Raw genomic sequence first — 23,345 nt, forward strand, 5'->3', positions numbered from 1 at the left:
TAAGGTTTTGGGTAAGGGAGACAAACAAAAAGACCGTACACAGTTATCCTTAAGAACAGAAATAAGCAATCAAATGAAAGAATTGAATCGGCTTTTGCTGCAAGTGCTGCGGGTGACGCTGCGTTCAATGGGTCTGACCGGCGAAGCGCGGGCGGCTTCCTGTCTGCCTTTATATGAGCGCTGGCTGGAAGAAAGCATCCGTCTTTTAGACAGCGATCTTAACAGCGGTGAAACGGCCGCGGTTTGGGAAGAGTGGCATAAGAAGAAAAACGAATGGCTGAAAGATCCGGATATGAAAGCGCAGGCTCTGCTGGCGGATACCGTCATTCAAGCTTTGCCTGACATTTTAACAGGCAAAATAAAAGCGACTGACGTGATGTTTCCCGATTCTTCAATGGAGCTTGTTGAAGGAATCTATAAGCATAACATTCTCGCTGATTATTACAACGATGTGCTGGCAAATGAAGCGTGTATGTATGTGGAAAATGTAATTAAAAACAATCCTGATGCAAACATCCGTCTGCTGGAGATCGGAGCGGGCACCGGCGGAACGAGCAGCACACTGTTTAAAAAGCTCCGCCCCTATCAAAATCATATTCAGGAATACTGTTATACTGACTTGTCAAAAGCTTTTTTAATGCATGCCGAAAAGGAATACGGCGCGGACAATCCGTATTTGACGTATCAGCTGTTTAATGTGGAGAAGCCTGCGGCGGGCCAGGGATTACATCTGAGAACCTACGATATCGCTATTGCCGCAAACGTGCTGCATGCCACCAAAAATATCCGGAAAACCTTACGGACGGCAAAAGCCGTATTGAAAAAGGACGGTTTGCTGCTCGTTAATGAACTGGGCGGGCATACGACGTTTACACATGTTACATTCGGCTTATTAGAGGGCTGGTGGCTGTACGAAGACGAGGCGCTGCGGATTCCGGGGTGCCCCGGTCTTTATCCGGAAACATGGAAATCCGTTTTAATGGCTGAAGGCTTTCATTCCATTCAATTTCCGGCTGAAAACGAACGTCTGCACACCCAGCAGATTATCACGGCGAAAAGCAACGGGGTCATCAGGCAGAGCAGGGAAGCTTACACCGCGCAAAAGCGCCAATCAAACGTACCGCAAACATCCTCTGATCGTCAGCTCCCCATCAAACAAGCGGGAGAGGGGCTTTCGGAAAAGACAGCGGCTTTTCTGATAAGGGCTGCGGCAAAAGTATTAAAAATGCCGGCAGAAGAGATAAATCCGCTGGCTCCTCTGGATGAATACGGCATTGACTCTATTCTGATCGTTCAGCTGACGAATGAGCTGCGGGATCTCGTCCCTGATATCAGCAGCACGCTGTTTTTTGAATACCGGACGATAGAAGAGCTTGCCGCATACTTGACTGAAACGAAGGAGCGCGAACTGCATGCGCAATTTTCTGAAGAAGTCCGTCATACTGAAGCGGTATCATCCGGCTCTTTGCTTGAAAAAAGCACAGAGTACCTGAAACAGATCGTCAGCACCATCTTAAAGATGCCGATTGAGGACGTTCAAGCCCATACGCCCCTTGAAGAATACGGAATCGATTCCATCTTAATCGTACAGCTGACCAACCGCTTGCGGGAAGACGTCCCTGATATCAGCAGCACATTATTCTTCGAGTATCCGACAATCGGCGGATTAGCGGAATATCTCGTCAGCTCAAGACAGGAAGATATGGCTGGGATTTTCAAGACAAATAAAGAAGCCGAAAAGACGCCGCACACTTTACAGAAAAAGCAAAGCCGCAAAAAAAGCGCCGGATTGACGAAGCGCCAAGCGGCATCTTTTTCTGAAAAAGCGCCGCCCGCTTCCGAGCCGCCGTCAAAACACCTTGAAGTGGCAATTGTCGGTCTTGCCGGGAGGTACCCCGGAGCTGAAAATGTTAATGAGTTCTGGGAACGGTTAAAGACCGGTGAACACGGAATCACCGAAATTCCGAAAGACCGCTGGGATTGGCGGGACTACTATGATGAGACAAAAGGGAAGGAAGGCCGGATGTATACAAAGTGGGGCGGCTTTTTAACAGATATTGATAAATTTGACCCGCTGTTTTTTAAAATCTCCCCGAAAGAAGCGGAGCGCATGGATCCGCAGGAGAGACTGTTTCTGGAAACCGCTTATGCGGCCCTTGAGGATGCCGGATATACCCCTGATTCACTATGCGCCGGTAAAAAGGTTGGCGTCTTTGCGGGTGTCATGAACGGCAACTATCCGACAGGGGCCCACTACCACTTTATCCCGAACCGCGTATCCTATGTGTTTGATTTTCACGGTCCGAGCATTGCGGTGGATACCGCATGCTCCTCATCCTTAACCGCCATTCATCTCGCCGCAGAAAGCATCAGAACAGGTGCATCTGAATGCGCGATTGCCGGCGGCGTAAATCTGATTACAGATCCGGTTCATTATATCGGACTTTCTTCTATGAGAATGCTGTCACCGTCAAACGCGTGCAAAGCGTTCGGTGATAAGGCTGACGGGTTTGTTGACGGAGAGGGCGTCGGCTGTATCGTGTTAAAGCCGTTGAAGAAGGCTGTTGCAGATCATGATCATATATACGGTGTCATTAAAGGAAGCGCTCTGAACGCCGGCGGCAAAACGAACGGGTTCACCGTTCCGAATCCGAATGCACAAGGGGAAGTGATCGCAGAGGCTATGGAGCGGGCAGGGATTGACCCGAGAGCAATCAGCTATCTGGAAGCCCACGGCACCGGCACTTCTTTAGGAGATCCGATTGAGATCGCAGGGTTAACCAAGGCTTTCCGCCGCTATACGGATGCAGCGCAATTTTGTTCCATCGGTTCTGTTAAATCCAATATCGGACACCTGGAAAGTGCGGCGGGTGTTGCTGCGGTCACTAAAATTCTTCTTCAGATGAAACACGGATATCTGGTGCCGTCGCTGCACTCAAAGCAGCTGAATCCGGAAATTGATTTTGAAACTTCTCCTTTTATCGTGCAGCAGGAAACGGCGGAATGGAGACGGCCGGTCATAGAATCTGAAGGAGTAACACAGGAATATCCGAGAATCGCGGGTACATCTTCTTTCGGAGCGGGCGGAGCGAATGCCCACCTGCTGATAGAAGAGTATGAACCGGCTGAAATGACTTCGGCAGACTCCGGCCGTCCGGCGCTTTTTGTTTTATCGGCAAAAGATAAAGACCGCTTGCGCGAGAGGGCTCTGTTGCTGTCGGATGCCGCCGGAAACGGAACAATTACAGATGCAAATCTGCTTGACGCGGCATTTACCCTTCAAGTCGGCAGAGTCCCGATGGAAGAACGGCTGGCGATGACAGCAGACTCTGTTTCTGAATTGGAACAGAAGCTGACTGCTTTTCTGAATAATGCTGGTTCCGTAAGCGGGGTGTTTACAGGCCAGGGTGATGATGCTGTCACAGAGACGGAAGGCACAGTCAGTGATTGGATGGAAAAACGTCAATTTGACAGTCTTTTGAATGCCTGGGTTCACGGAGCCCCCGTCGATTGGGCATCTTTATATAAAGGCGCGCTGCCGCATCGTATCAGTCTGCCGTCTTATCCATTTGCAAAAGAAAGCTACTGGATGAAGCGGGAAGAACCAAAAACAGGAACAACTGAATATGTGCATCCTCTTCTGCATGAAAATACGTCAACCTTGGCGGAGCAAAGCTATCATACATCTTTTACAGGCCGGGAACACGTTTTCCAGAATGTGAAAGGGGAGCGGGTTCTGTCGGCAGCCGTTTATTTAGAAATGGCGCTAGCAGCTTATCATCATGCGGCAGACAGCTCTGAAGAAAAAGAGATATGGATCCGAACGGCGGCATGGACTGACCCGATTACCGGAGGACATCAAGGTGCGGGCGTCAATCTCTCCCTTTTGTCTGAAGACGAGGAAGGCATCCATTATGAAATATACAGTGACGTAGAGAAGCTGCATCATTATGGAATCGTCGGACAAGGGAACATACAGCCATCCCGCGTGCTTGATATTGTCTCCTTACAAAAAGACTGCCGCCCGCTGTCATTCGATTATGAAACACCAGGCACATCAGGTGTAACCATCAGTAAGGAGTTCCGCACCGTTGAAAAGCTTTATGCGGGAGAAAATGCGGTTTGGGCGAAGCTTGCTCTTATAGATGAAAGCGGCGGCCGTAATCCGGGATATCATATACCGCCGGAATTTTTGGACGCAGCTTTTCATGTCCTGGCAAAAACGGAGCCGTCAGTCCATATCGTGCCTGAAGCAGTTGAAGAACTGCGCGTCATGCGTCCGTGTTCATCGGGCATGTGGATGTATATTAATAAAAAGAATCAAACCGGCTGTGACATTCAATTTTGTGATGAAACCGGCATTGTCTGCGCAGAAATCAAAGGGGTGAGAATGAGACAGCCGTCTCAGCAGGATCACGGGCAAGAGGAACAATCCGAGATGATGATATTTGAAGAAATGTGGACTCAGCAGCCTCTGATGAAATCCATTCATGAAGAGCTGAAAACGGTCATCTGTTTACTTACGGGAGAAGCTGCCAGAAAGCATGCTTATCGGTCTTTACAATCCCTTTATCCGGGAACCGGCGTGTTTTTTATTTCACAGGGTGAGGAAACTCAAAAGCTTTCAAACACGCATTATCAAATTAAAATCACTGATGGACAAGCATATCAAGAAACGTTTCGGCATATTGAAACGGCTGCTGGCAAAGCGGATGCCGTTTTATATGGATGGCCGCTTGAAGATGAAAAGGCCGTGAAAGACTATTCTATTCTCTATCATGTGATCCGCGCAGCTGCTTCTTTGCGTTCTAAACCGAGGCGAATCCTTCTTTCCGCTCAGTGCGGGACCGGTACCGATATCAGTTACGCCGAGTCATGGATCGGGCTGGAACGGTCGCTGAAACTGATCCTGCCGGAGACGGATACGGCCGCGGTTTATTTTGGACAAAAAGAACTGTTTGAAAAGCTGATCCATAACACATGTGAAGAGCTTCACAGCGAGTCGTTCCGCAGTGTCATGTACAGCGGGGAAATCCGTCACGTCATGGAAATGAAGCAGACGGATATTGCCCCTGTTGAGAAGCGTGTGATAAAAAGCGGAAAAACGTACTTGATTACCGGCGGATGCGGGGGATTAGGCTTGTTATTTGCCAGGTATTTTGCTGAAAAAGGATCGGTTACGCTCATTTTGACGGGGAGATCAGCGGCAGGCGGCCCGGTGCTGAACAAGATCAAGAGATTGGAAGAATCAGGCGCCAAGGTGTTTTACGTGCAGGCGGATGCCGCAGATCAGGCTCAGATGGAGAAAGGTTTGCAAGAAGCGAAAGAGAAAGGATGCGGGCCGATTCACGGTGTCATTCACGCTGCAGGTCTTCAAGGCACTGAAAGCATTCTGGAGAAAGATCTGCAAACCTTTCAGCAAGTCTTATCGCCAAAAGCGGACGGCACCGCAGTGTTAGATCAGGTTCTGTCACGGGAGCCGCTTGACTTCTTCTGTTGTTTCTCTTCTTCTTCAGCGATTTTAGGAGACTTCGGTTCTTGTGACTACGCAATGGGGAACCGCTTCCAAATGGCTTTTGTCCGTCATCGGGATAAACTTGTGAGCCTCGGACTCAGAAGCGGCAAGTCACTTGCCATCAATTGGCCGCTTTGGAAAGAAGGAGGGATGCATGTCGGCACGGCGGAAAGCACCGATATGTATTTAAAATCAAGCGGACAGCGTTATTTATACACAGAGGAAGGACTCGAAGCTTTTGAAACATTGTTAGTCCAGCCGTCCAGCCAGTATCTCGTCCTGGCCGGTTTTCCGTCGAGGGCCAAACGCTTCCTGCAGATAGATCAAGGCGAACGGCCGATTTCGGGTTCTGTAAACCGGAACGTCCCGTTTTCAGGAAGGCGGAGTGAAATGAAAGGCTTTACACTGGAAGAATGCGTAAGCTGGGATGTGAAGGAACTGGCGGCGGGGCTTTTGAAAATAGACAAGAACAGACTGACGGACGCTGACAATCTGGCTGATTTCGGCTTTGATTCTATCAGTTTGGCGGAATTCGCCTCTTCTTTGTCCGCTCATTACGGAATTGAAGTGACACCGGCCCTGTTTTTCGGACATTCCACACTGGAGAAGGTCGTCCGCTATTTTCTGACGGAACACAAGTCCGTCATGGAGCATGTCTATGAAGAAAAGAAACCTGAATCCGCAGATCAATCTGTCTTTGAAAAGGCAGGAACGGAAAAGCGAAAGAAGCAGAAGGGAAGAAATAAGCTGAACGCCGGAACCGAGGGCATTCAGGCAGGTGATTCCATTGCCATTATTGGCATGAGCGGCCGATTTCCTCAGGCGCGCACGGCGGACGAGCTCTGGGACATTCTGTTTCAGGAAAAGGACGTTGTCGCACCGGTCGCAAAAAAAGGCTTCACAAGTTCAAAATGGAAACTCGGCGCTGTACCGGGGGCGGACGAATTCGACCCTTTATTTTTTGAAATATCGCCGAGGGAAGCTGAAACGATGGATCCGAAGCAGCGGCTGCTTCTTCAGGAAGCATGGAGGGCCCTTGAGGACGCCGGCTACGGCGCCAGTCATATCAGGCAGCAGACGATCGGTATGTTTGTGGGGGCGGAAGAAGGAGATTATCACCTTTTAACACGGGACAAAGGCAATGTCACGTCTCATCATAACGGTATTTTGGCGGCGCGGCTGGCTTATCACTTGAATTTGTCAGGTCCTGTGATGGCGATAAATACTGCATGTTCTTCGGGGCTCGTTTCTGTCCATCAGGCGGTATTAAGCCTGCAGAATAAAGAGTGCACAACAGCTGTTGCGGCCGGGGTGAATATCATGAATACCCCGGACTTTTTTGAAACGATAGATAAAGCCGGAATGCTGTCGGAAAACGGGAAATGCTTCGCGTTTGATAAAAGGGCTGACGGCATGGTTCCGGGGGAAGCGGCCGCGGCGGTTGTTCTTAAGCCGCTGAGAGAGGCGGAAGCGGATGGTGATCCGATTTACGGGGTGATTCGGGCGAGCGGCATCAATTATGATGGGAAAACAAACGGAATTACCGCTCCGAGCGGCGTCGCGCAGACCCGGCTGCTTACTTCCGTATATGACCGGGGCCGTATCAACCCTGAAGATATCGAATATATCGTCACACACGGCACGGGGACAAAACTCGGTGATCCGGTGGAAATTAACGCGCTTTATGACGCGTTTTCTGCCTATACAAACAAAGAAGCATTTTGCGCGCTCACATCAATTAAAACCAATATCGGCCACACGTTTGCCGCGTCAGGCATTGTCAGTTTGATCAGTCTTTTACAGGCGTTCTCCCGTGAAATGATTCCCGCCAGTCTGCATTGCAGCGGGGAAAACCGCTATATCAGCTGGGAGAAGAGTCCTTTTTATGTGAATAAAACGGGTAAACCGTGGCCTTCTCTGCCGGATAAAAACCGAATGGGGGCAGTCAGCGCATTCGGGATGAGCGGAACAAACGCCCATGTCGTTATGGAAAGCTATAAGCGCAGCGTTTCACCTCATCGGGATGCCCCTGCATATTTACTGACTTTGTCTGCAAAAACAAAGGATGCCCTTCAGGAAAAAATCGAAGATATGATCACTTGGGCGGAAAATGGCGGACTGAAAGAAAATGATCTAGCCCAGCTCAGCTATACGTTGCTAAAAGGACGGCATCACTTTAACCATCGCGCCGCCATCGTGGTTCAAGATGCTGATGACGCAGTGTATGTATGGAAGGAGGCAAAGCTTAATGAACATCACCCTTATGCGTTTTCGGGAAAAGTACCGCAGCACTTTGCAGGCCGTCAGCACATTCAGGAGCACATAATAGAAGTGCTCGGCAAGTGCAGCGCCTCATATTCTGACCATAGAAAATATCAGGAGCTGTTATGCGTGCTGGCAGATTTTTATTGTCAAGGTTATGAAATCGAAGGGGACTTGCTTTATGGCGGACCTTTGCCGCGAATCGGCAATCTGCCGGGCTACCCGTTTGCCAGGCAGACGTATTGGGCGTCCGATCTTCAGAGAGAGCTAGAAAGCCGGACTTCAGCTGAACGTGAAAAGCTTCACCCGCTGCTCCATGCGAATACATCGACCTTTACCGCCCAGCGCTTTACTTCTGTTTTCTCAGGGCGTGAACCGTTTTTTGCCGATCATATCGTCAATGGAAAACCGGTGCTTCCGGGCGCGGCTGCTTTAGAAATGGCCCGGGCCGCCGTTACGCTTGCCGCTGAAGACTTGCCGGGCGGGAAAGCGGGTGTCCGGCTCAAACAGATCGTTTGGCTCCGTCCGGTGACGGCGCTTTCTGAAGGAGTGACGCTTCATGTAAAGCTTCAGCCGGAAGAAAACGGAGACATCGCTTTTGAAGCGTATGCCGAAGGAGAAGAGCCGCTTGTCTTTTTCCAGGGAAAGGCCGTGCTCGAAGAGACGGAGCGTGCTCCTGTACTCGATGTGGAAGCGGTTCAGACGCGCTGCTGTGGCCGGTGCATGTCAAAGGCTGAGTGCTATGAAGCATTCGACAGCCTCGGCATTACCTACGGACCGTCTCATCAGGCGCTTGACGCCGTCTATGCCGGGAGCGGAGAAGTGCTCGCAAAGCTCACTCTTCCGCCGTCCGTCCGCGAAGAAAAGGAGCCGTTCATCCTGCATCCGAGCATGCTGGACGCCGCCCTTCAGGCTTCTATCGGTCTCGTGCTCTCAGACGGTTCCGCGTCCGGACAGCCGTTTCTGCCGTTTGCCCTGCAGGATATGCAGGTGTTTTCTCCGTGCCGGGAGACGATGTGGGCGGTGCTTTCCTCAGCGGACGGCGCCTATCATATTGAGCTGTGTGATGAAAACGGCGCGGTATGTGTCCGATTGACGGGACTCACCGCCCGTTTTCTGGAAGAGGAAACGGGGGAAAAACCGCTCTTGCTTCAGCCAAAGTGGCAGGAATCACCGCCGGGTGAAGGCGGACAAGAAGAGTCTTTCAGATACGTGACGCTGTATGGCGGAATGAATGCGGAAGACATCAGGGGCGCCGTATGTGCGGCTGACGGCGAAGGTCCGCTTGAGGACCGTTATGACGCCTGCGCGGCGGAGCTGTCAGCGATCGTCACCCGTCTTATCAAAGAAAAACAGAAGAAAAAAACGCTGATCCAGCTTCTTGTCCCCGACAGGGGGGAAGACAATGTATTGGCGGGGCTGGCCGCTTTCCTGAAAACGGCTCACCTTGAACATCCGAAGCTGTACGGCCAAGTCATCCAAGCCGATCCGGCCGAGGCAGCATCATCGCTTCTTGCCAAACTGAAAGAAAACCGGGCGCATCCTGAACAAGCGGAAATCCGTTATGAAGATGGCAAACGTCTCGTCAGAAACTGGCGTCATCTGCCGGCCTCTCAAAGCGGCGCCGTTCCGTGGAAAGACGAAGGGGTTTACCTCCTCACCGGGGGAGCGGGCGGCATCGGACTGATTTTCGCTGAAGAAATAGCCTCCCGCGTCAAAAATGCCGTCCTCGTATTAACGGGAAGGGCGGAAGCGCTTGATGAAGACCGCTCCGCCCGCTTACGGCGCTTGGAAGCGTCGGGTGCCCGCGTATTGTATCAACCGGTTGACGTGACAGACAGGGCGGCGGTCATCGCCCTCGTCCGCGGCATACAGGAGGAGCACGGAACACTCGACGGGATCATTCACGGCGCCGGCGTGATCGCTGACAACTACATTCTGAACCAGACAGAAAACGAACGGAAGACCGTCATGGCGCCGAAAGTGAAAGGGCTTATCAATCTTGATGAAGCAGCGAAAGATGTGCGGCTGGACTTTTTCATTCTGTTTTCTTCCTTGGCGGGAGGCATGGGAAATCCGGGGCAGGCCGGTTATGCGGCCGCCAACGCATTTATGGATGTTTATGCAGCCCGCCGAAACCGTCTCGTGCGGGACAACAAGCGGAGCGGGCAGACCCTGTCCGTCAACTGGCCGCTTTGGGAAGAAGGCGGTATGCGCGTGGACAAAGAGACCGAACGGCTGATGTATGAACAGACCGGAATGAAAGCCATGCGATCGGCTTCAGGCATCCAAGCGCTTTATGCCGCTTTTGCCTCCGGAGAACACCAGGTCATGGTGGCGGAGGGCGACGAAAAACGGATTCGCAGCCATATTTTCGATCTGGGCGACGAACAAAGCGCCGCCGGACAAGCTGCGGCAGAGACAGATGCAAGAGATCTGAAAGATAGGGTTCAAGAGAAACTAAAGCGGCATGTATCAGATCTTTTAAAGGTAAGCATTAAAGATATTGAGGCTGACAGCGAACTGACGGAATACGGATTTGATTCGATCATCTTCACTGAATTTACAAATCTATTAAATCGGTCTTACCAGCTTGAGCTCAGCCCGACTATCTTCTTTGAATTTCCGACATTGCGCAAACTGAGCGGCCATTTGATATCAGAATGGAAAGAAGCATTCAGCGGCTTAGAAAGAGAGAGTTTAAAAACCTCCCCAAAAGCCGGAAAAAGAAAAGCTGAAGCTCGGGCGGCCGTTCATGTCAAGCGGGCAACGCCCGTATCCGTAAAAGGAAAATCAGAAGAAAAAACCGAACCGATAGCCATTATCGGAATCAGCGGTATTTTTCCGCAAGCGAAAGACATAGATGAATTCTGGACACGTTTATCAAAAGGAGAGCATTGCATCACAGAAATTCCCCGAGATCGCTGGGATTGGCGTGAATATTACGGCGATCCGGCAGCGGATGCAAATAAAACGTCAATTAAATGGGGCGGTTTTATAGATGGAATCGCCGGGTTTGACCCGCTGTTTTTCGGGATATCTCCGAAAGAAGCTGAAATGATGGATCCTCAGCAGCGTCTATTAATGATGTATGTGTGGAAAGCCATTGAAGACGCGGGGTACTCAGCAAAACGGATTGCCGCAACAAAAACCGGCATTTTCACCGGCACATTGGGAAGCGGATATCAAACCTTAATCAATAAGGCGGGTCTTCCTGTCGAGGGGTATACGATGACCGGAATCGTGCCGTCCGTCGGGCCGAACCGGATGAGTTATTTTCTTGATATTCACGGGCCGAGCGAGCCGGTAGAAACCGCTTGTTCAAGCTCTTTAGTCGCCATTCACCGAGCGGTAAAAGCCATTGAAACGGGAGATTGTGATATGGCGGTCGCAGGGGGCGTCAACACGATCGTCACACCTGAAGGGCATATCGGTTTTCAAAAAGCAGGCATGCTCAGTGAAGACGGGCGCTGCAAAACATTTTCTGACCAGGCTGACGGTTATGTCAGAAGGAGAGGGTGCCGGCATGATTGTCTTGAAAAAGCTTTCAGAGGCTGAGCATGACAGGGATCACATCTACGGTCTCATCCGCGGTACAGCGGAAAATCACGGCGGACGCTCAGCATCACTTACCGCGCCGAACCCGCAGGCTCAGACGGATGTGCTGAAAAGCGCTTATCGAAAAGCCGGTATTCACCCGTCAACGATCACTTATATAGAAGCGCACGGAACCGGAACGGCACTCGGAGATCCGATTGAAATCAATGCATTGAAAAAAGCTTTCCAAACAGACGGGGCTCCGGGCGGGTATTGCGGGATAGGCTCAGTGAAGACAAATATCGGACATTTGGAGCTCGCAGCAGGCATTGCGGGCGTTATCAAAGTATTGATGCAGCTGAAACATCGGACGCTCGCCAAAAGTCTGCATTGCGAGACCATCAATCCCCATATCAAATTGAAGGACAGTCCGTTTTACATTGTGACAGAAACAAAGGAGTGGGAAGCGCTGCGTGATGAAAACGGCCGGGTCCTGCCCCGCCGGGCGGGTGTAAGCTCATTCGGTTTCGGAGGAGTCAATGCGCATATTGTTATTGAAGAATACATGGGCAAAAGTGAGACGGAACAGCCGGAAACCCGTGAGAAAGCGTCATCTCTTTTTGTTTTGTCGGCTAAAAATGAAGAGCGGCTGAAAGAAAGAGCGCGTCTCCTTCGCGATTTTATCAAAAACGGATCATCCCGCCATATCGATCTTGCAGATGCCGCATACACACTGCAGACCGGACGGGACGCGATGGAAGCGAGGCTGGGAATCATTGCAGACTCCGCAGAGGAACTGACTGAAAAACTGAACGCGTTTCTGATGGGAAAAAACAGCGAAGATATCATCAGCGGCCGTAAAAAACGCGAGAATAACACGATCTCCATGTTCTCAGACGATGAAGACGCTGCTGACCTCGTCAGCGCCTGGATTGAGAAAAAGAAATACAAGAAAGTGCTGCGGCTCTGGGCAAACGGATTTGATACGGATTGGGAGCAGCTGTATACGGACAGTAAGCCGCGCCGCATCAGCCTGCCCTCCTATCCGTTCAGAGCAGACCGCTATTGGGTGCCGAAACAGGAGCGGCTGCCGCTTTCGAATCAAAAAACAGTATTATTGCAGAAAACATGGGAGCCTTGCGAGGCAGTGTCTTCATCCGAGCCATTCAGCAAATTAGCGCTCATCGTCTCCGAGGATACAAAAGACCTTGCCGCCGAGGTGAAAAAACAGCTGAATGATGCTGACATTGTGCAGGAAAATCAGCTCATCTCTTTCTTACAGGATCCGAATGCGGCCCTCTATTCCGGGTTTATTGACTTCACCGGCTGCGGCTCCCGGCAAAAGCGGAAGGACATCAGCTGGGCGGCATCGCTGCAGCAGCTGATTGAATACGGCCGCGGACAAGAAAACATGAAAATGCTTTATCTTACAAAAGGGCTTGAATCTTTCAAAAATAAGGCTGCCGCTATGCATGGTATTGAAAAAGCGGGGCTTTATCGCATGCTGCGGCATGAATACAGCCATATTCTCACCTGTCACGCCGATATTGATCCTGAAGAGCCGCTGGAGCAGACAGCCGCTTTTATTAAAAAAGAAATTGAATCAGACTTAACGGAGTCTGCTGTTTGCTACAGGGACGGCATGCGCTTCAGCTATGTTCTTCGGCAGACTGATCAGATTGAACCAGAAGCCGTGCAAACAGACCGGACTGTGTTTCCAAAAGACGCCGTCCTGATGATAACCGGAGGAACGCGCGGACTCGGCGCTTTATGCGCCAAGCATTTCGTTTCCGCATACGGTGTGAAGAAACTGCTTCTGACAGGCAGAAAGGAGCTGCCGCCGAAAACCGAGTGGGATCTTGAGCAAACAGACCCTGTTGTTTTGGAAAAAATACAGCTTATCCGGCAGCTGGAATCACAAGGCGTAAAAGTGTGCGTCTCAGCAGTTGATCTGACGGATAAGCAGGCCGTCGGACGGCTTATAAAAGAGGTAACCTCAACGCTCGGACCTGTCGGAGGCATTCTGCATTGCGCGGGAATTGCGGACCGTGAAAACCCTGCTTTTCTCCGCAAATCCAAAGACAGTATCGCTCGGGTGCTCGCCCCGAAAGCAGACGGCCTCCACGGTCTGTATGAGAGTGTAAAGGATGATGCGCCGGCATTTTTCGTCCTGTTTTCATCTGTCTCAGCAGCCGTCCCGATTCTTGCGGCGGGTCAGAGCGATTATGCGATGGCTAATTCTTATATGGACTATTTTGCAGAAAACAATGAGAGCGGCATCATTAGCATACAATGGCCGGCATGGGATGAGACGGGCATGAGCAGGGATACAAAAAGCGGAATGTATCAGCAAACGGGATTGCTGCGGCACTCTGACGCGGAAGGTCTCAAGATGCTTGATTACATTTTAAGAGAAAGACCCGGAGCTGTCGTGCTGCCGGCACAAGTGAAACATGATTGGGACATCAAATCGCTGGAAAACGCCAAGCCAGCCGCCCATAAAGGAATGAGAACAGCTGCCAAACCTCCTGAAACAAAAAAACGGGAACATAACCGGATTGATATTCAATCTTGGCTGAAGTCGCTTTTGGCAAAAGAGCTGAGTATCGATGAAACGCATATGGATATCGATGTGCCTTTTCAGGAATACGGAATGGATTCTATCTTTCTGGCGCAAGTGCTGACAAAGATTGATCAAAAACTGCCGTCTGTTTCAATTGATCCGACTGTCCTTCTGGAACACCCTACTATAGAACAGCTCGCGGATTATTTAGCCGCACATTGTCCGGAAGCTTTTTCGGCAGATGCAGCGGTTCCCGCGGAGAAGTTCCCTTTGCAGAAGACGCCGAAACGGAGCAAAAAAACGGCAGATAAGCCCGGGAAACGGGGAAAGGTGGCGATAATCGGCATGGCCTGTCATTTTCCGAAAGCGGGGGATATAAAAGAATTTTGGAAGAATCTCCGCAGCGGAACGGATGCCGTCACTGAAGTTCCGTCGGACAGATGGAATGCCGGGGAACACTATCAGCCGGGTGAATATCAAGAAGGAAAAAGCATCAGTAAATGGGGCGGTTTTATTCACGATATTGATCAATTTGACCCGGGGTATTTTAATATTTCAGAAACGCTGGCACCGATGATAGATCCGCTGCAAAGGCAGTGGCTCGAAGTGAGCGCGGAAGCTTTGGCCGATGCCGGTTATAAAAAAGAGGATCTCTGGGGCCGCCGTATCGGCGTTTTTGCCGGTGCAAGGGCAGGTGCGTTTCATCAGAAATTTCAATATTTGCAAAAAGACGCGATTATCGGCGCGGGGCAAAATTTTATTACCGCACATATGGCGCACATTTATAACTTTACAGGGCCCAACCTGGTCGTAGATACGGCCTGCTCCAGTTCGCTTACGGCAATTCATTTGGCCGTGCAGGCTATTCAAAATGGAGAAGCGGAGGCGGCTTTTGCGGGCGGGGTTGACATTTTGCTTGATGAAAAACCTTTTCTCACAATGAGCGCGGCGAGAATCTTATCGCCAAATGGCCGTTCAAAATCTTTCGATGCCGATGCGGACGGAACAGGAATCGGAGAGGGCTGCGGCGTGCTGATGCTGAAGCCGCTCGAAAAAGCGATAGAAGACGGAGATAAAATATACGGCGTTATTGACGGATCTGCGATAAATAATGACGGCAGCACAATGGGCGTGACGACGCCGAATCCCCGGGCGCAGCAGGACTTGATTGAGCAGGCGGTTCAATCGGCGGAAATCGATCCGGACACCATGACGTACGTAGAGACGCACGGAACCGGTACGTTGATCGGCGACCCGATTGAATTAAAAGGATTAACCAATGTCTTGTCTGCTTATTCCGATGAAAAACAATTTTGCGGTGTAGGAAGCGTCAAAAGCAATATCGGCCACTTGCTGAGTGCGGCGGGCGCGGCGGGAATCATCAAAGTTTTGCTGGCGATTGCCAATGAAGAACTGCCGCCGACTTTGCATTGCCATAAACCGAACCCCCGCTTTCAATTTAATGATTCGCCGCTTTATCCTGTGCTTGAGCTGAAGCGGTGGAACGGAAAAAAAGAGATACTCAGGGCCGGGGTCAGCGCGTTCGGCTTGGGCGGGAATAACGCTCATATTATTGTCAGCAACGAAGGAATTCCGAAAGAACGAAAAGCGGCCATGGAACCGAAAGGCGGCCAGACAGTATACCGAAAACAGCGGTATTGGCCTGAAAAAGCACAGTTATCCGAAGCGGAAGAAAATGAGGCGGGCACAGAAGCAATGTTTGAAATAAGCGAGGTGTGATAGATTGGCAGTTGCTACCGATCAGGTCAAAACGTTCCTGCAGAAAATCAGCCATACGAATTATATCGTCCGGGATCATCGCGTTCATCAAATCCGCGTCCTCCCGGGCGTGACTTTAATAGATATGCTGTATCGGCTCGCCGCCGGGTATCTCGGTGAACGGCCTATAGAATTAAGACAGATTATTTTTAAGCAGCCTGTTGTAACATCTGAAGAGTTTGATAAACACCTGTATGTCACCTTTACGCCGGCGCGTGACAGCTGGAAAGTTGAGATCACAAGCGAAAAAGCAAAAAACGGCACACCGCTTGGCGGAAAACGGGATGAGAATATGGAATGTCAGCTTTATTTGCAAAAAAACACACCCTGGGCAAAAGAGCTGAATATTGAAGCATTCATGAAAAACGCAAGCCGAAAATGGGACATGCATGACATTTACGGAATTGCAAGAAGAAGCCATATTGAGCATGGCGAGTTTATGAAAAATGAAGGGGCCGTTTATCAGCTTCAGGATAAAGAAGAATTAATGGAGCTCAGTCTGAGTGATTTGGCTGAAGGATTCCGGGAGAAATTTAAGGCGCATCCGGCTTTTTTAGATGCGTCCACCCTTGCCGGCTCTTCCTTTGCATTGTCGGCCCAAAAGCAGAATGACACACCTTATATTCCTTTTATGATCAATCGTTTTTGCATATATCAGCCGTTTCCGAAAACGATTTATACTTATTCTGCGAAAAACAGCCGCACTGAAAGCGGCGCATCAGATAGCGAACCTGATTTTTATTCCGCTGACTTCACGATTTACGACAGGGCAGGGAACGTATTGGCTGAATGTGAGAAACTGACAGTAAAAAGGGTCAGACAAGCGAATATGATTACCCATCTGATAGACAAAGAGAAGCCGCCTCAGCAGAACAGAAGCGGCCATGGAGAGCTCGAAAGTCCTGTTGTCGCAGAAGACGTGTCTGAACAACAAACGCCGGAACAAAACATGGTGACTTACATAAAGTCGGAAATCGCCAGGTTGATCAATCGTCCGGCACAGGATATTGATGTGCGGAAAGGCTTTTATGATATGGGGCTTGACTCGGCGCATTTGCTGAAGCTTGTAAAGATATTAGAGCAGACTTTTCAGCAGCAGTTTTATCCGACACTGCTTTTTGAATATTCATCTGTCCGCCGCCTTGCGGATTACCTTATCAATGAAGCGGGCTGTGTGCTGAAAGATTCGGCCGAAGAACGGCATACATCAGACGCTGACATTGCTGATGAGGTTCTGTTTTTTGAACCCGCCTGGAAAGATCAGCCGCTGGAAACGGCGGTGCGGAACGGGCAAAAACACACCCGTCATCTCATTATCGCTGCCGATGCAGGACCCCGTCTCACCGATGAACTCGGCACATATTGCCCGGAAGCGGAAGTGATAGAACTAAAAAGGGAGCATGAGGTTGCAGATGAGCAGTTTGAAGCAGATGCCGAGCGCATATTTCGTATGCTCAAACGGGAACTGACAAACCATCCGAAAGAACATACACTGATTCAGCTTGTATGCGCCGCTGAGAATGGAGCGGCATTGTCTTCCGCTCTCGGGGCTATGCTGAAAACGGCACATCTTGAAAATCCGGCTTTTCGCACTCAGGTGATCACCTTCTGTAACAAGAATGAGAGATTGCCAAGTGAGACGGCCGCAATCATTAGAACAGAAGCAGACTGCTCTTATACGGGCTGCACAGACATTCGGTATAAAGACAATATGCGGCAGATCAGATTGTTCGAACGTATTGAGAAACCGGGCGGGCAGACACAGTCTCCTTGGAAACAAAACGGCGTATATGTCATTACAGGAGGCCTCGGCGGTCTTGGATTTCTGCTTGCCCGTCACCTTGCAGAAAAAGAAAAGGTGAAGCTGGCACTCATCGGCCGTTCGCCGGAACAGTCTGAGAAGATCAGCAGACTGAAAGCATCGGGCGCAGAAGTTCTTTACGTTCAAGCGGACATCGGCAGCAAAGCCGAAACAGAGCGGGCATTTGCTCTGATTACAGAAACTTTCGGCCGGCTGACGGGCATTTTTCATTGCGCCGGTGTTTTAAAAGATCAATTTATCATCCAAAAAGACAGTTCTGACTTGAAGCGGGTGTTCCTGCCGAAAATCAGCGGCCTGATTCATACGGACGAAGCTTCACGGCATGAACCGCTTGAATTTTTCGCCGTATTTTCCTCATTCTCGGCGTTGACCGGAAATGCGGGCCAGACAGATTACGCCGCAGCGAACGCTTTTATGGATGAATATATGAAATATCGCGATTGCAAAGCGGAAAAAGGCGAACGGGCCGGGGCTTCTATGACGATCAACTGGCCGCTTTGGGAAGATGGCGGCATGCAGGTTGACAGCTTGATGAAAGAGATCATGAATGATGCAACTGGCACCAGCCCGATTCCGGCCTGGGAAGGGATGGCTTCACTTGAATATATGCTGCGTCTCGGCAAGCTGCAATCCGTTATTTTATACGGGAAGGAGCCGGCTGTAACTGAAAGCATGGCCCGATTGGTTCCGATGGCAGACAAGAACCGCTCTTCATTATCCCATGCAGCTGTCAAGAGAAGAAGCCGAAAACAAGAGAGACACACAGAAGAGCACGATATTGCGGTCATCGGATTGGCGGGAAGATACCCGCAGGCGGGAAGCATCGATGAATTTTACCAAAATCTGCGCTCAGGTAAAGACTGCATCACAACAATGCCGAAAGACAGATGGAAAGGTTATCCTTTCACATATGAAGCAGATCAGTTCTATCGTTACGGAGGATTTTTAGATCGCATAGACTGCTTTGATCCGCTGTTTTTCAATCTGACTCCGCGCCAGGCTGAAATGATGGACCCGCAGGCACGGCTTTTTTTAGAGACGTCTTGGGAAGCTTGTGAAGATGCCGGTTTTTATCAGGACAGAACGGCGCGCGGTCTATCTTCACAAAAGAGAAAACGCGTCGGGGTATTCGCAGGTGTGTTTTGGAGCCATTATGAGCTGTTCGGCGCTGAAATCACACAGCGGGGCACACCGCTGTCTATGGGCGTGACGCCTGCCTCTGTTCCGAATATCGTGTCTCACTGCCTGAACTTTACAGGACCGTCAATGGCTGTTGATACGATGTGCTCTTCTTCGCTCACATCCATACATTTGGCATGTGAAAGCATTAAAAGGGGAGAGTGCGAATTCGCCATTGCCGGCGGTGTTAATGCGGTCACACATCCGCATAAATATGCGTTTTTGGCGAATGCCGGATTTCTGTCTTCAGAAGGCGTCTGCAAAAGCTTCGCCGCCGGCGGTGACGGCTATGTGCCGGGAGAAGGCGTCGGCGCGGTGTTGCTGACAACCGTTCAAGAAGCGGAAAGAATGGGCTGTCCGATATATGGCGTCATAAAAGGATCCGCTTTAAACCATGTCGGAAAAACATCCGGTTTGACAGTGCCAGATCCGGCATCACAGGCGGAAGTCATTACAGATTCTTTTCAGAGTGCCGGCGTTGATCCGGAGACACTGAGCTATATTGAAGCCCACGGAACAGGCACGTCTCTGGGTGATCCGATTGAAATTGAAGGGCTGAGCCGCGCATTCCGCAAATGGACAAACAAGAAGCGGTTTTGCGCCATCGGCTCTGCCAAATCAAATATCGGCCATTTAGAAGGAGCCGCCGGAATCGCCGGATTAACAAAGGTGCTTTTGCAGTTGAAGCATGGAGAAATCTTTCCGTCATTGCACGCGGACACGCTGAATCCCCATATTCCATTTTCGGACACGCCGTTTTATGTGGCGGACCGGCTGGTAGAATGGGAACGGCCGTTACATCCTGACCAGCCGAGAAGAGCGGGTTTAAGTTCTTTTGGCGCCAGCGGGAGCAATGCCCATTTTGTCATAGAAGAATATCTGCCGCCGCAGGCTGAAAAGAAATCGGTGAGTATACGGGAAGACGAGCCGGTTCTGTTTCTGCTTTCGGCAAAAAATGAAGAACGCCTATTGGAATATGTAAAACGGTATGACCGCTTTTTACGGGAAAAAGAAGTCGACCTTAAAGACCTGGCCTACACGCTTCAAGCTGGCAGAGAAGCGATGCCTGAACGGCTGGCATTTATCGTTACATCCGTTTGCGGCCTGCAAGCGAAACTGAAGGATGTGCTTGAACGGAAAACAGAAATTGAAGGGTGTTTCCGCGGACGTGCTCAAGATGATATGTCATCAAGTGGAATGGCCGAGCTTTTGAAAAACAAGCAATATTCCGGATTGCTCACTGAGTGGACAAAAGGAGCCGCCGTTGATTGGAGCCAGTTATACGAAGAGAAGCCGAAACGGGTCAGCCTTCCTGTATATCCGTTCGCGAAGGAGCGGTATTGGGTGCCTGTGCCTGCGGATATCCGGAAACAGACAGACGAACCGGCGGAAAACCAAAAGATCATTCTTCAAAAAGACTGGAAGCAGCAAGATCCGGCGGAATCTAAAGCATTATCAGGAACAGTAATGATACTTGCAACTGATAAGACGAGCCAATTGGCCGATGCTCTTTTTAAAGGAAACGGCCATATTGAAACGATCCGCTTCATCCATCAGGCAAAAGACGGCGCCGATTATTACGCTGCTGCATCGGGGCGAAACCTTTACGGCAGAGTGCGGGAGTCTCTTAAAAACAAACAGATACTCGGGGTCATCGACATAACCGCATATGATGCGGAATATGAACGGCAGGAAGAGATAGAACACGGAAAGCTTGCCTTTTTACAGCAGGCTCTTGAATCATTCCGTCATAGAGGCGCTGTGTTCAGCCAAGTGACACACCGCCTCCAGCCTTTCAAGGAAAGTAAACCTCTGATGCAAGGGGCGAAAACGGCGGGGCTGTACCGGATGCTGGGCGCTGAGTATACCAACATCCATTCTTTTACGATAGATAGCGATTGTGAGATTGAGCATACAGAAGAATTAAGCAGACAGATTGAGACTGAATTTTTACAGCCGCGGGCCAAAAGCGGCAGTGAATGCTGCTACAGGCTGAATCGCCGTTATGTGCCGTTTCTGAAGCAGGGTATGAATGTTTCGGCGGCGCCTGAGCTTTCCTATTCGTCTGATGATGTGCTGTTAATAACGGGCGGATCGCGCGGGATCGGCGCAATTGCGGCGGAGCATGCCGTTTCACGCGGATGCAGGAAACTGGTCATCATGGGGCGGGAGCTGCTTCCCGATTCCTCAGAGTGGGCAGACATGAAAAAGGCCGGCATACTCCCGGAAAAAGCCGAGCGGATGCAGAGGTTAGCTGAGCGGGGCGCGGAGATCCGTTATTACAGCGTTTCTCTTACGGATCAAAAGGGCCTCCGGAAAATGACGGACAGCATCCGCGGCACGATGGGACCGATTACCGGCGTTTTTCATTGCGCGGGTGCAATGGGAGAACACCCCGCTTTTTATAACAAAACCGAAACGGAAATCGAAAGCGTTTGCGCGCCGAAAGTAACAGGGCTTCGCGGTCTCTATGAAGCCGTTCAGAATGAGCCGCTGTCGTTTTTTATTTTGTTCTCATCCGTTTCGGGGCAGATCCCTTCGCTTGCTGCGGGGCAAAGTGACTACGCGATGGCTAATTCATTTATGGACTCTTTTGCAAATCATCAAGCAGGTAAAGGGAACGTGTTTGTTAAAGCCGTTCAATGGCCCATCTGGAAAGAAACCGGCATGGCTGAAGGCCTGCCGGAAACACCTGCTTATCAAAAATCAGGACTTTCCAGGCTGTCTCCCGAAGACGGACTGAAGTTTTTAGATTACATCATATTAAACGGACAAAGCTGCGGAATTCCTTGTGTTCCCGAAGACAGTGAGGCTGATTTTGGTGATCTTTTGAAGGTGAAGAAATCTGAAGCTCCCGTGAAAAAAAGCATTTCCAGTGACCAAAAGGTGAAGGATACGATTCGCCAATGGGTGCGCACCGTTTTCAGCGAAGAACTGAAAATGACGGATGAGCAGATAAAAGATGATATGCCGTTTGATGAATACGGGATTGACTCAATACTCTTTGCGGAATTGGTTCAATCATTGCAAAAACGGATCAGCATAAAGTTAACACCGTCCTTAATGCTTCAATATCAAACGATTACAGAAATGGTTGACTATTTCGCAGTGCATCATGAAGCCGATTTTGTGACAAAAGAAAAAGGTTTCGTTCAAGACAGGGACCTCCAGCCTGATTTAACCGCCTCCGCTGAAGAGAGAACATCCATGAAGCCGAAAGCGGATACCGAAGACGTTATTGCCGTCGTCGGCATGTCCTGCCGTTTTCCGGGGGCGGGCGGAACGGATGCTTTTTGGGAGCTGCTGATGAAAGGGAACACCGCCATCCGGCCTGTCCCCGCATCGCGCTGGCATGCAACAGCACATACAAAGGATTATGCGGGGTGGATAGATGATATCGACATGTTTGATGCGGGCTTTTTCGGCATCTCTGAAAAAGACGCGGCAATTATGGACCCGCAGGCGCGGATCATATTAGAAGAAGCGGTTCATTCCGTTTATGATGCCGGGTACGGCCAAAAGGATTTGTCGGGCCGGAAAGTCGGCGTGTACATCGGCGGCAGGGCGCAGCCTTCAGCCGGTATGGAACATATCCTGCAGGCGCCTAACCCGATTTTGGGAGCGGGGCAAAACTATTTGGCGGCCAATATTTCACGATTTTTTAATGTCACAGGGCCGAGCCTTGTCGTGGATACAGCATGTTCCTCAGGTCTGATCGGGCTGTCCTTTGCAAAAGATGCCCTTTTGGCCGGAAGGATTGACGCGGCCTTAGTCGGTTCAGTGAGTCTGCTCTTATCTCCGTCCGCGCACCGGTTATTCGGAGCGCGCCATATTTTAAATGAGAACGGCGTGTTTCATATATTCGACCGTGAATCAGCGGGAGAAGTGCTCGGAGAAGGAGCGGGGGCGGTGTTTATCAAGCGATTGAGCGATGCGGTGCGGGACGGAGACCGCATTTACGGCGTCATAAAAGCCGTCTCGGTAAACAATGACGGCCGGACGCTCGGTCCCGGTTCACCGAATATAAGAGCGCAGAGAGACGTCATTCAAACTGCGCTTAATATGGCGGAAAAGTCGCCCGAAGACATTGGATATATAGAAGTGAACGGAGGCGGTTCCCCAATCGTTGATTCAGTGGAAATCAAGGCGCTCTCAGATGTCTATCAGCTGAACCGGAAAACGCTTCTGCCCTGCCGGATCGGATCGGTGAAACCGAATGTAGGGCATTTGCTTCTGTCTTCAGGTCTTGCGGGCTTCATCCGATGTGTGCTGAGCGTCTACCATAAGCGGATTCCGCCTTTCTTATCAGCGCGTGAGCCATTTGAACATTATGACTTTGAAGCGTCGCGTATTCATTTTAATCGTGAACCCGTTGATTGGCATTCAGAGAAGAAACCCCGCGTCGCAGCTCAGAGTTCATTTCCTGACGGCGGGACAAATGCTCATATCCTCGTTGAAGAATACAGAGGTGAAAGGCAGCGGGAACATCACCGAACGCCCCAGCCGCCGGAATTCAGAAAAAAACACTACCCGCTTTTGGGCGGCTGGAACAGCACGGAGAATGAAGCGGAAAAAACAAGTAATGAAAAAACGGATATTGCGGATCTTTTAAAGAGATATGAGAAAAAAGCAGAGACAAGCACTGCACCTGCAGACTCGTTTTGGCAGGTGACAACGTGACGTTTTTA

Annotated in this window: 1 protein-coding gene and 1 pseudogene; both read left to right on the forward strand. The window is 50.4% G+C overall.

Translation table 11 applies throughout. From position 1 onward, the window contains the following. Positions 1 to 7 precede the first annotated feature (7 nt). A pseudogene (locus ACXN9U_RS03595) lies at positions 8 to 15,617 on the forward strand (SDR family NAD(P)-dependent oxidoreductase). A 4-nt stretch (positions 15,618 to 15,621) separates the two neighbouring features. Then, positions 15,622 to 23,337, forward strand: coding sequence for a type I polyketide synthase (locus tag ACXN9U_RS03600; protein WP_489202178.1), 7,716 nt, complete (start codon positions 15,622 to 15,624; stop codon positions 23,335 to 23,337). Positions 23,338 to 23,345: the final 8 nt, after the last annotated feature.

It is taken from the genome of Bacillus sp. BACIII (assembly GCF_057836745.1).